Annotated in this window: 18 protein-coding genes and 1 pseudogene; 1 reads left to right on the top strand and 18 read right to left on the bottom strand. The window is 34.0% G+C overall.

Translation table 11 applies throughout. The annotated features are described in order from the left end of the window. From ACOI1D_RS19020 to ACOI1D_RS19105, 18 genes and pseudogenes are all read right to left on the bottom strand, one after another. Positions 1-184, bottom strand: a pseudogene (locus ACOI1D_RS19020) (hypothetical protein); the annotation flags it as partial. Further along, complete coding sequence (locus ACOI1D_RS19025; RefSeq protein WP_422503487.1) at positions 181-876, bottom strand: DUF5694 domain-containing protein; 696 nt, start codon at positions 874-876, stop codon at positions 181-183. The gene ACOI1D_RS19025 and the pseudogene ACOI1D_RS19020, both read right to left, overlap by 4 nt. Positions 877-1,026: 150 nt before the next feature. Continuing rightward, the gene (locus ACOI1D_RS19030) at positions 1,027-2,052 is read right to left on the bottom strand and encodes a hypothetical protein (protein WP_422503489.1); all 1,026 of its coding nucleotides are present in this window, start codon (positions 2,050-2,052) and stop codon (positions 1,027-1,029) included. 1 nt (position 2,053) lies between these two features. Next, positions 2,054-2,596: a sigma-70 family RNA polymerase sigma factor gene (locus ACOI1D_RS19035; protein WP_422503491.1), complete on the bottom strand. Its 543-nt coding sequence runs from the start codon at positions 2,594-2,596 to the stop codon at positions 2,054-2,056. A 110-nt stretch (positions 2,597-2,706) separates the two neighbouring features. Further along, positions 2,707-3,108 carry a VOC family protein gene (locus tag ACOI1D_RS19040; RefSeq protein ID WP_422503493.1) on the bottom strand — a complete coding sequence of 134 codons (402 nt, stop codon included), beginning with the start codon at positions 3,106-3,108 and terminating at the stop codon, positions 2,707-2,709. Positions 3,109-3,187: 79 nt separating this feature from the next. Further along, complete coding sequence (locus ACOI1D_RS19045) at positions 3,188-3,715, bottom strand: hypothetical protein (protein WP_422503495.1); 528 nt, start codon at positions 3,713-3,715, stop codon at positions 3,188-3,190. A gap of 39 nt (positions 3,716-3,754) precedes the next feature. Continuing rightward, entirely contained in the window at positions 3,755-4,120 is a 366-nt protein-coding gene (locus ACOI1D_RS19050; RefSeq protein ID WP_422503496.1) for a hypothetical protein, read from the bottom strand. A gap of 21 nt (positions 4,121-4,141) precedes the next feature. Beyond that, the gene (tnpB, locus tag ACOI1D_RS19055) at positions 4,142-5,263 is read right to left on the bottom strand and encodes an IS200/IS605 family element RNA-guided endonuclease TnpB (protein WP_422503497.1); all 1,122 of its coding nucleotides are present in this window, start codon (positions 5,261-5,263) and stop codon (positions 4,142-4,144) included. Positions 5,264-5,603: 340 nt separating this feature from the next. Then, positions 5,604-5,783, bottom strand: a complete 180-nt coding sequence (locus tag ACOI1D_RS19060) for a hypothetical protein (protein WP_422503498.1) — start codon at positions 5,781-5,783, stop codon at positions 5,604-5,606. Positions 5,784-6,017: 234 nt separating this feature from the next. After that, entirely contained in the window at positions 6,018-6,536 is a 519-nt protein-coding gene (locus ACOI1D_RS19065) for a hypothetical protein (RefSeq protein WP_422503499.1), read from the bottom strand. Between the two features lie 65 nt (positions 6,537-6,601). After that, positions 6,602-6,733, bottom strand: coding sequence for a hypothetical protein (locus ACOI1D_RS19070; RefSeq protein ID WP_422503501.1), 132 nt, complete (start codon positions 6,731-6,733; stop codon positions 6,602-6,604). A 310-nt stretch (positions 6,734-7,043) separates the two neighbouring features. Then, positions 7,044-7,907, bottom strand: a complete 864-nt coding sequence (locus tag ACOI1D_RS19075; protein ID WP_422503502.1) for a phosphotransferase family protein — start codon at positions 7,905-7,907, stop codon at positions 7,044-7,046. Between the two features lie 81 nt (positions 7,908-7,988). After that, positions 7,989-8,474, bottom strand: a complete 486-nt coding sequence (locus ACOI1D_RS19080) for a hypothetical protein (protein ID WP_422503504.1) — start codon at positions 8,472-8,474, stop codon at positions 7,989-7,991. Positions 8,475-8,537: 63 nt separating this feature from the next. After that, positions 8,538-9,092, bottom strand: coding sequence for a histidine phosphatase family protein (locus tag ACOI1D_RS19085; protein ID WP_422503506.1), 555 nt, complete (start codon positions 9,090-9,092; stop codon positions 8,538-8,540). A 261-nt stretch (positions 9,093-9,353) separates the two neighbouring features. After that, positions 9,354-9,932 (bottom strand): histidine phosphatase family protein, encoded by a 579-nt coding sequence (locus tag ACOI1D_RS19090; protein ID WP_422503508.1) that lies wholly within the window; start codon positions 9,930-9,932, stop codon positions 9,354-9,356. 235 nt (positions 9,933-10,167) lie between these two features. Beyond that, a complete protein-coding gene (locus ACOI1D_RS19095; RefSeq protein WP_422503514.1) occupies positions 10,168-10,425 on the bottom strand; it encodes a GNAT family N-acetyltransferase in 258 nt (85 codons plus the stop codon). Beyond that, positions 10,350-10,580: a hypothetical protein gene (locus ACOI1D_RS19100; RefSeq protein WP_422503510.1), complete on the bottom strand. Its 231-nt coding sequence runs from the start codon at positions 10,578-10,580 to the stop codon at positions 10,350-10,352. The genes ACOI1D_RS19095 and ACOI1D_RS19100 overlap by 76 nt, the downstream gene beginning before the upstream one ends. Before the next feature lie 129 nt (positions 10,581-10,709). Further along, the gene (locus tag ACOI1D_RS19105) at positions 10,710-11,000 is read right to left on the bottom strand and encodes a hypothetical protein (protein ID WP_422503512.1); all 291 of its coding nucleotides are present in this window, start codon (positions 10,998-11,000) and stop codon (positions 10,710-10,712) included. A gap of 164 nt (positions 11,001-11,164) precedes the next feature. Here ACOI1D_RS19105 and ACOI1D_RS19110 point away from each other — a divergent pair, with 164 nt between their 5' ends. Continuing rightward, positions 11,165-11,614, top strand: coding sequence for a DUF3888 domain-containing protein (locus ACOI1D_RS19110; RefSeq protein ID WP_422503513.1), 450 nt, complete (start codon positions 11,165-11,167; stop codon positions 11,612-11,614). Positions 11,615-11,789 lie beyond the last annotated feature (175 nt).

Consider the following 11,789-nt stretch of genomic DNA (forward strand, 5'->3'; position numbering starts at 1 on the left):
TGTCTAAGGTAAACATCCCAAAGAATAACATTGTTTCTAAATCCTCTTCTGTCAGTTTGAAAATATCAATGAACAGTTCTTTTCTGGTTTTTTTAGGATATAATTTCACTGCATCGAGAAACTGCTGTGTATGTTCAAGTCTAGGAATCACTTGGACCATGTTTTTTATTTTGATACTACTCACTCCTGTCTATCTCCATTATCCAGGTAATCTAGGGCTGTTCTAACATTAAAAAGTCCGCTTTCATTTAAGAACTGAATAAGTAAATGAAGATGTCCGGAACCATATAGAACAAAGATCCTTTCTTCGGGTGATGTTATCAACTCCGCTATATTTTTATATATTATCATATTACGGTAATACCAATATTTGGACGTCCACATTGCACCTATTGGATTAGTTTTGGTTCCTATTAAGGCAATTTTCATATATAAATTGTGATTAGATTTTATATTACCCGGTTCATTAAGCCAAAGTAGATATTTACCGAATGAATTGTTACTAAAATATTTTTCGGCTTCCTTTGTTAATTGTTGCCCTTGTTTTGTTACATCATTAAGTATTTCAGAGTTATTTTCCCTTGCCCAACCTTCCAAATCAAATAATTCATCAACATTATCTGCGTTCCAATCCACTGCAAATATCTCTTCAAGTTGCATTTCCTTAGCCAGTTTAAATCCAATTTGATGACGTTCATTAGGTGTAAGTTCAAAATCACCACCTATATAGGATTTATATTCTTGAACTAGTTCACTTTGATTTTCAGTTAATACTTCTAAAGCTACCTTAGTAGGTTTAAATTTCTTTAAGCAATCTACTACATAACTTATTTCCTTTTGCCTTCGTTCAGTAAGGATATCGGGTGTATTCGACATAAACATATCCCCATTATCTGGATTATCCAGATGGTCTGTACCCAGAACTAGTATCGTAGGTTTTGTATTAATAATTTCTCGCCTCCCTAAATTAAATGAAAAAGTTTGAATGCAATTATGATAGTGCTAATGAAGGAAAACCTAATTCAATTATTCATCTATGTTATATACTAATATATCGAATAATTCTTCATTAACATAAAGCAATACCGCCCATTCTCCTGCAGTTGGAATGTTCACGCTTGAAACCGCGTGTGCATCTGCTCCATTGTTTTCTCCTCCAAGACCTATCGTCCAACCTCTTGTTACGATTTGATGGACTGTTCCTGTTTTTTTGTGAAAACCAACAGCTGTTAGGTCGGTTGCATTCGGATTTTTAATCCCCCAAAGGTGCCACATCCACTTTTGGTTGATATTTATGCTTGGCATATCAGCACCAATTACACCTGATTTATTTTCATTCCCTATGATATTATTGCCTAGGTCCACGGCTTGTCGATTCCATTCAATTTTTTCAAAGTCACTTGTTTGTACGAAGACAGGAATAGTTGCAGGTAGATTTTCTGGAGTGCTTGCTTCTACTGAGAGCACTACGTCACCATATAATTTTTTGTTAAAGAAGACTTCGTATTTCCACAGGCCACTTTCCGGAACTTTTAAAGTGGTTGTAAACCTTCCTAAACTTGGATATCCAGTTGAGGGTTCGGTGATTGTTTTTGAAGGTAAAACGTTTATACGCTTCCCTGTTTCTTTATGGGTTGCATATATTTCTATTTCCTTACCTTTATAAGCAGCAAAAGGTTCATTAAAACTAAATAAATAATCATACGGGATATCAGCAGAAAGATTAGGATCTGGGTAAACACTGAAAAGTACCTTACTATTCCTTGAGTACTCATCTCGAACCTTCCATTCGCTGCTGGGAGTATCATTGGATTCTAAATTTACACCGTCATTGTCTAAGTTCGCTAAGAAACCTGTATAAAACAATAAGGCAAATAAGGCAACTGCTAGAGTCGTAATTCCATAAATATATATAGTTGGTTTTCTAATCTTATATTTTTCTTGCTGGTCAAGTGAGGATCTAATCTTTTTTCGCTGGATCTCTGTAAAGTGTATACCTTTGTGAGTGGAAGAATTCATTGCTTTTCGTAAGTTACTAAGTTCTTTCTCCATTTTACCTCCACCTTTCCATTAACACTTTTAATTTCAACCTTGCTCTGCTCAGCCTGGTTTTAATTGTATTTTTATTTATCTTCAATATTTCACTTATTTCTTCAATAGATAATTCCTCATAATAATAGAGTGTTATAACCTCACGATATTTAACTGGAAGCACTAATACACAAGTAGATAGAAATTCCTCTTCACTACTCTTCATTATGGACATTTCTGGTGACAACTCTAAAGACTTTTTACGTGTAAGTAAGTCAGAATTCGGAATAAACCTTTTAAAAATTGAACTTTTAATCAAGTCTTTGCATCTGTTGATCGTGATTCTAAATATCCAGGCTTTAAAAGATACAATTTTATCAATGTTTTCATATTCTTTATAACAAGTGATGAATACATCCTGAACGATATCTTCCGCCAGATTCCAATCCCTTGTATAGTTATAAGAAAACTTCGTTAACCTGTCACCATAATCATCCATGATTTTTTCAAACCACGCTTCTTTACTTTCTGGTTTCTCTCTCTCCCTACCAGTTGCTTTCTCCAAGTTATACCACCCCATTTTTCGCTTAATGCTAAGACGACTGACTTATGTATTGGTTTCATTTTATTTTAACATTTAAAAAAGCTACCCTTTTGAGTAGCTGTAACTAATTTTCATCTTAAATGTTCAAACTGTTTTTCTTCATAAAGACCAGGAAGGTACGCCTCTATTAAATTACCGTCAGGGTCTTTAAATTTAAAGTGTGCAACACCCCCACCTTCTACGATTGTAGTTCCACGTTCCACGAGGTATCTTTTACATGATTCAGCTTGTCCTGGAGAAATAGACAAAACTGGATGAGTTCCATTTTCGTTGTTGGGAATAGATACTGTCTTATCAATTTTTATTAAACAAATTGTAGTGTTATTTTCGGGATGGTTATTAAATCCCAATACCACTGTATCGCCATAATCCTTTTGAATAACTAGACCTAATACTTCCTGGTACCATTTACACGACAAATTCATATCTCGTACTCGAAAATTAACCTGATGCACCCCGTTGAAAATACCCATTATTATCATCCTTCCTTGTTTTATCTACTTTTTCAATCAGCATAGAACTCCTTATTACTTAAATAATATAAACCTAGTATTATCCCTGTGTAGAATCTTCATAGATTTCATTACCATGATCATCATATATAAAAAGGTTAGCATCCCCTACTGTTCCATATGAAAGTTTGCCGTAATCAAATAAGGTAGTATAAGGTTCCCGTTCTGACCGAAACATCTCTGATGCATACTCACCCTCGTCAAAAGTCACTTTCAACATATCTCCTTTTTTAAGAAGTTGCTTATCGTTGATGATTACATAAATTACATTATTGCTTATTCCGAGTCTCACTTTTTTATTTTCTTCCCATTTTTTCTCACTGATTACTATTTCTCCACTATCATCCTTAAGCATATGATAAATACCTTTTTCTCCTAGAATAGTAGTAGTCTCGTTATCTGCGTTGCTTGATAATGCCAGGCGTTTGATATCATTGTCTTCCTCATATTTGTTAACTTCCTCATTAGTGAAAATTACAGACTCTCCGCTCGTAGATTGTTCATTAGCGGAGCTCTGAGAACATCCAACCAATGTTACGATTAAGAGTAGCATTATAAAATACTTCAAAATTAAAACCTCCCATAAGCTGTTACTTACTTACAATAATTAACCCAGCCAAGTGAATGGAAAGAACAACCAATAGTCGTCGATATATGTGATACTTAAATACCAGAGTATTATTCCAATCACCGAAAACGGTACATTTTGCCAACTATTTTTAGCCCAACCAAAAGAATGTGCGAAAGCTAATGTCCATAATACGAAAGGTATGACCAGCAAATAAAGGCCAATTGACCAACTTCCTAGAAAGCTTACAACATACATAATCAGTCCCGCTAACCAATACTTTTTCGAATCATTTTTAATTACCGCTGGAATCAAAAGAATTATGCCTAACAGAAATAACCCTTGAACCCTCTCGCCACTTAACGACCTTGCGGTCTGTTTGAAGTGGGAGATTCCTAAGAACACCAACCTAACAGCCGGTTTTAATTAGGCTAACCCCGTAGGACCTACGGTTAGAAGTTTTATTGCTTCATTTTTAATATTTATACTTGCGTTAAGATCCCTGTCGTGATGCGTACCACAAGATGGGCAATCCCACTCACGTAGTGCGAGATTCTTAACGTCTTTGTTTTGATAGCCACAACAGGAACAAAGTTGGCTAGAAGGGAAATATTTAGCGACAACTACAACTTGTTTCCCATAGCTTTTTGCTTTGTATTCTAGCATTGTTCGAAATTGTGACCAACTAACCTCACTAATTGCCTTTGCTAACTTATGATTTTTCAATAGATTGGATACTTGCAAATCCTCGATACCAATTATGTCGTGGTTTTTAACAATATTGTACGAGATTTTATGCAAGTAATCTTTTCTTATATTGGTTATCTTTTCATGAAGTCGTGCAATTTTAATGCGTTGTTTATTCCAGTTGGAAGAACCTTTCTTTCGTCTTGCAAGTAACGCCTGTGCTTTACCCAATTTCTTTTCTAGGGCTCGAAAAAATTTTGGATTTGCGTATTTTGTTCCGTTGGAAAGAACGGCAAATTCTTTCAGTCCAACATCAATGCCAACAGACATGTTTGTTTTAGGTAATTCGTGTATTTCTGTTTCAACAAGAATGGATACAAAATATTTACCACTTGAATTACGTCTAATAGTAGCGTTTAAAATGCGACCTTCGACTTCTCGACTTTTAGCAAATTTCACAAGTCCGAGTTTAGGCAGTTTCATTTTGTTACCAGCAATTGCAATATTATCGTTCGTGTATTTAGTTGTGTAGGATTGCACCTTGTTGTTTTTAGACTTAAAACGTGGAGCATTTGTTTGTCTTTTGAAGAACCTGGAGTAAGAATTGGCAAGGTTTTTAACTGAGGACTGAATAGCGATACTATCCACTTCTTTTAGCCAATCCAATTCTTTCTTTAGTTGTGGTAATTGAGAAGAACAAATGTTGTAGGTCAAACCTTTTCCCGTTTTCCTATAAGTTGTATTCCATTTTGCTAAAAAATGATTGAACACAAAACGAGAACATCCTATGGTTTTATTTATCAGGATAGCTTGATTCTGGTTAGGATAGATTCTGAATTTATAAGACCTATGGCCAAGCAAAACGGTCACCTCCCCTTCTCTTTTATTATATATGACGCCTTAAAAATATGCAAACATTTGTTCGGTGATAAGTTTAGCTATGAAAAACGCTTTAGACTTTTGGGCTAATGCTTAATTAGTCGGACAATTGAGATAGCTAAAGCTATCCCTTGTCCGAAGGCGATTCATCTCCACCCTTCTCATTGGGCACCGCCCTTCTCATTCCTTGAGGATGGAGTTTTCTCGCCTGGAATGATAAAATAGAAGCGTAAACATAAAGCTCTCCCCCTGTTTTTGAACAATCACTAGACCACTTAATTAAACAAACCTGTTCCTGTCGTTGAATACCAAAGCCCAAACGTCACATTCCCCCGGGTCCTCGATACCTATCTTTTTCAATAGCTCTTTCAACTTCTTTTTCCTGCTCTGTTTTTTCACGATAAGGGGTATGGTATTTATTTTTTTGTTTTCGTTTATCAAGGTAGACCATAGAAATAATAAATATAACTAGAAACACTCCCCATAAGATGTCAGTAAGCAATATAACCCTCCTATTTTCTTATAACAGTTCCGATTCACAACAAAATTTGGATTAGTTCCTTCATAATCTCATAAATCGCCGTTCCAACTACAACACCCATAACCATCTTGAAAAAGCTCAGAGGTTTCATTTCCATTGAAATTCCCCCTTTTATACTACTACAATCAAACCTTCAATCAGTTTCAGAAATGGAAATATTGGGGAAACATTTCTTCATGTCAGTTCAACGGCCATCTATTTCATAGACAACCTTTGATATATAAGTTCACCTTCATTTGAAAAACCGTTTATTTGTATGCCTTTTTCGCCATTCTTTTGAATACTTAATGCACGTTTAGGTGTCAATAGATAAAACAAATTATATCCACGTTCCCTGCTGACTATCACAGCATCCGTTTCATTAATGGTTAGTCTTTTGATTTCTTCATTTTTGACTAACCCATAATAGAAAGTTGGTTCATCTTCACTAGATTGAAAAGCCCAGGCAATGTTTTCTGCTTCCCCTGTTGCTGGTATTTCACTTCCCAATAACATATCCCACTTCTTGCCATTCGCTTTTATTAGCCTTGCACCGTATGTTTCACTTGGTGATTCAGTTTTATAAAATACAACATTTCCGTGCTTTGTTTCTATTTCATTAAGTATCTCTAGGTGAGAAATATCATTTTCTAAAACTTCCTCAATGGAAGCCGCCCCACATCCTGCTAGTAAAACAATTAATAATATAGATATAGCACTTAAACGAGAAAGCACCTACTTCCCCTCCTTTACATTAAAATTATTCCATTGAAGATAAGTATCCCTTAATGAGAATATACCTATTTCTCAATTTTCTTTTCTAAACGATTAACCTTCTTGTATAGAACAATAATTGAAACGACTACCGCAATTGGTAATCCCCATGCAAAAACCATACCTAAACCCATCGTAAAAACCGTTGAAAAATCCATAGTTCGTTCAATTCCCCTTTACTAAGATCATTTCTGCTTTAAGATTTACATTGATTCGCACTTATTAATTTAATTTTCGTAAGCGTAAAGACACACTTTAATAAATATTAACATAATATTCCAGATGTTAGTTGTTGGAATTCCAATTTTCTGTAAAAATTGAACAAAATAAAAAGATCGACTAAAATCTCGATCTTCTAGCTACTCTGTCAACTTAATTTTGGGTAAGTGATTTTGATTGCAGGGTGTTAAACCTCTGTTGTAATTCACTTAAAAGTACAGTTTCTGCTCATCTGCTGCGTTAATGGTTCTATCGTAACCATTGTTTTAATCTTGCTAAATTTTCATCTAAAAATTGAGCGTTTTTTTCAATCCCGCGACGTTTACACCAACCAATACTATTGAAGGCATCAGTAAATTGGTAAAAAGGCAATACATTTTCCAGGTCAATCAATGGTCTAATACTTCTATATCCTTCTTGATAGGCGTTATACAAGGTATAGTCGAAACTAAAAAACTCACGATACAGTTTGGTGAAATCAACTTCTGTTGAACCAAACCTTACACTTTCAAAATCTATTACTCCTGAAACCTTATCACCATCAACAATTATATTTGCTGGACGAAAATCCATGTGTATAAAACTTGGTCCATCTGGAGCTGGGGTGTGTTGTTTCATATCCTTAAATTTCTTAATGGCTTGCTTGTATAATTCCTTATCCAGAACGTCTCTTACATCCTCAGCAAAACTATAAAATTGTTGTTCAACAATACTAGACCAGTTAGGAAATTCATTTTTTATGCCTGTTAACACTTGCTCAGCAGGAGGACGAATCGTATGCATTTCAGCATGAAGGACACCAACTTGAAACGCTACTATTGGCGTAGCTTTAGTTGTTAATGGTTTTCCTTTTAATTTAGATAATAAAAAGGCACCAGGACACTCCTCATCACCAGGCCAATAATCCAACATTTCAGGTATGGAAAGACGCCCCTTCAATATTTCATAAGCTTCTAACTCCCGCTGAAACTTCAATTTTGTAAAAGGAATTTTCAAATAAACATTTTCATCAGTAGCCAACGTACATTTATAGACTGTTGAACTATGGGAATCATCAACCTCATTAATAGATTTTACCCGCAATCCAAATTGTTGAATGACACGATTTAGCATCTAACTTTCCCACCTTTGTTTAACAGCAAATTCAATCAATTTACTAGTATCTCAATATTATCTGAATGCTTTCTAAGAAGACTATCTACAAAATTGTTTAACTTTTTCAACATATTCATCAGCATCATCTTCTTTGTTTAATTCCCCAATCTCTTTTTCTAAAAATGCCATTACATAAGCACTTCTCTCCGTAGATAGATCTAAATATTTTTCATAATATTCTTCTTCTGACATGTCCAATTCATTAGCTTTCTTTTTGGCGTACTCTTCTTGATCTTTTGTTTGTTCTTGAGGGAAAGAAGTGTTCATTTTCTTAAGTTCTTCTACCTTTTTAGACACATCTATCCCCATCTTTTTAGCATCTTGAACCATTATTTCTTCTTTCACATAATCTTTTACTGCGTCATTCAATTCTTTTTCTTCCAGGTTTTGAAATAGTCGTACATCTGCAACAGTTAACTCCTCATCACCCACTATCGCTACAACATCTTCATTATCATATTGATCTGAACAACCTGCGATAATTGCAGAAATAAGAACTATTAGCATAAGCACTATTTTTTTCATATATATTAAATCCCCTTTTAAACATGCTCTTTCTGTATCATAGTAATTATCGTTTACACCCCTTTATAAATCCCATAATCTTTCTACGTTTCTTAGCACTTTGCCATCAAAAGTTAATTTATATATATCTGGCATATCGAGATTTCCCCAAAAAGGAAAATCATATTTGTTGTCAAAGAAATTCATGATTAGAACCATTATATTTCCATGTGTTCCGATAACTACATTTTTATCTTTGTACCTCTTTAATACATCATAAGTGGTATCTACACCTCTTTTTTGTGCGACAATGTTAGACTCTCCGCCTTCCCATGAAAAGTTATAGTCTTCCCACACTTTTGTTATCGCAAGAGTAAAATCTTCAGCAGGGACTGTGGTTAAAATTCGTTCTTTAAAACCATCTATAATTTCAACTTTTCTATTTATGTATTCAGCTATGCCGTCGACAGTTTGTACAGCTCGCCTATAAGGGCTTGAAACAACAATATCAACTTCCTCTGTTTCTAATAATTTAGTAACTCTTGTTGCCTCAGTAAAACCTCTTTCCGATAAAGGTCTATTTAATTCATCGGGGGTATACGTAGAATGTGCATGTCTAACAAAATATAAATTAGTCAAGTTAATATCAACTCCTAATAGTAATGTTTTAACACTTTTTGTTTTATTAAACTGCTGCCAGAACTTGTCGAGCGGTACCCGTTGTTTAATTAGAATGATGTAATTATAAAACCTACTATAATACAAGAACAGTTATACCAATGTCTATCGTTACAATGATTTTCGCATTTGTTGGTAAACTCAATCCTTCTACAAACAAATTATGCAATGCAATATTACATTAAATCCAAATAAATTATTCAACTCTCCTGCTGCGCTAATTTAATATAAGCAATTTTTTAAAAACCCAGTTTCTTTTGGGAAATCATTTCTGGTGAGTTCTTTACCAGTAATAAGCTGTCTATACGACGTTATCGTTCCATCGTGAGAAACTATGTATATTCTTTTATTTCCAATTTGCTTACACCATTTTAAAAATCCTTCTCCTATAACTTTAAACTCTTTTTCAGGTAATTTATTTATCCCTTTTGACCACCATTCATTTGATAGTTCTTCTTCGATGTGAAAATCAGTGAAATCGTCTTTTATTATTTCTTTTGTTAGAATTTCATCACAAGGTAGTGTTTGCCATTCTGGATTTTGAGGGAACATTCTTGGAGAAACTAACGGACTTACTACTTTCTGACACTTTATACCTTCACTCCAAATTTGTGCAGTCTGTAAGGTTCTTCTAATTGGACTAATTATGATTACATCTGATTGCGATAAAGGAAACTGTTTTTTTAGTGTCTTGGCTTGATTTATCCCTTCCTTTGTTAATGCAGGGTCTAAAGTATGTAGACTTTTAGGTAAATCTAAGGTGTGTTCCCCTTGTCCGTGTCTTATAAAGACTAAATCCATCAAAACTCCTCCTCCAAAAAAAAGTAACCCTTATTCAACTATCCTGCTGTGTTAATTTAAGTACATCTGTTCACATTTTCACTTTAACATAAAATTCCAATGAGTCCTCAAATACAAAAATAGGATCTCCGTAAACGACGATCCCTTGTTAAACTCTTGCACCCGTTTGGTTAATTATAATGATGTAATTATAAAACCCACTATAATACAAGAAAAGTTATACGAATGTCTATTGTTACAATGATTTTCGCATTTGGCGGTAAATATCCTTCATTTCCATTGACTCATACAACTGAATGGCTGGTTTATTAAATGACCATACATTTAAACCTATTTCTTCTGCATTTTGTTCTTTAGCCCAACTTTCACAGGCTTTAAATAACCTTTCACCCAATTTTTTTCGACGCCATTGCTGGTCTATGCAAAGTCGGATATAAAAGCAATTTTTTTCTCTTGTAAATGAGGAGCATCGTTTGTAATCTTTACAGATAATAAAGCAAACCCTATTATATTATTTTCCTGTTCTACAACTAACAAACAGTACGATTTATTGACTTTAAAATTTTGCCAAGTTGATTCCTCGTACAAGTAATCTACCTCTTTAAAATAATGTGATGATTTTTCAATATGAGCATCAATATTCTGCATACTTAATCTATGTAATGATTCAATGTCTTTACGAATGGCGTGACGAATTTGTATTAAAATTCAGCTCCTTTTTTTTAAGGATTTTACATTTGTTTTCGATTACAACTTAGTTAGCTTAAGTGCAATATTTTACAATCTTAAAGGTTGAGTTCTATCTACATCGGTAAAGCCATATTTTCTCGCTAGTTCAGCCACCATTATTGCGTCGCCAGAAAACTTTGATACCGTGGAGTCTGTTGCCAATGCCACAACTGCACGACTTACATACGCTGTTGTTTCCGTTGTTCCATCCTCTGGTACAAAACCTGAATCTATTACTCTTTCTGTCATCATCCAACCCGGGCAAACAGCAACTGTTGAAACGTTGAATTCCTTTAATTCTTTTGCCATTACTAGTGTCATTCGATTAATAGTATTCATAGCTAAATCATAATATAAATTACCTGAAGTCTTGTCCTTGATAAAAAATGTGATATTTGCAATTACACTCTAACCCGTTAATTTAAGTATATTATTTCACATCATTTATTTGTATAATTATTAACAGCTTAAGAATAATAAAGAAAAAAGGAGGTAAAACGGTAATGAAAAAATTATTGACTTTGGCAATTCTTATGATGATTGCCATTAGTGTTAATTATACTTTTGTAAGTGCTGAAGAATCAGGTAATAAGCACGATTCGAAAGGAATGGAACAATCAGTTGACCAATTTATACTATCTCAATTTACAGATGAATTGAGACAAGCAATGAATGATTATTATAAAAAAGATTCCATAAGAGCTCAATATAATTGGTGGGATAAAGATTATGACGTTGTAGAGTTACTGCAATCTGAAAAGGGAAGGGAGCTTAGTCATCCCTTTATTATAAAATTTACTGTTGAAACTTATGATGGAAATAAAAAGGGACAACTTGGCACAGACACGATTACATTTGGAGTGTCGCCTCTTAATTTTAACAAGAATCTTTCCGAAAAAAATTTAGCCGCTGTAAAGGTAGAGTTATTAAACTATAAACACTCTAAACCTTAGAATAAAAACAACTAAAAAGTACCATTTTGGTACTTTTTTAGTTGTTTTATAAAGGGTTTGGTTATGTGCTTTACTTTCGGCTTTCCTTCTTACACTAAACTGCTACGCTAGCACAATAACTCCCATATTTACTTTAACATAAAATTCCATTTATTTTCTTCAAAAAGATAGGACC

It is taken from the genome of Virgibacillus sp. DJP39, assembly GCF_049310925.1.
In the GTDB taxonomy this organism is placed as follows: domain Bacteria; phylum Bacillota; class Bacilli; order Bacillales; family Amphibacillaceae; genus Virgibacillus_F.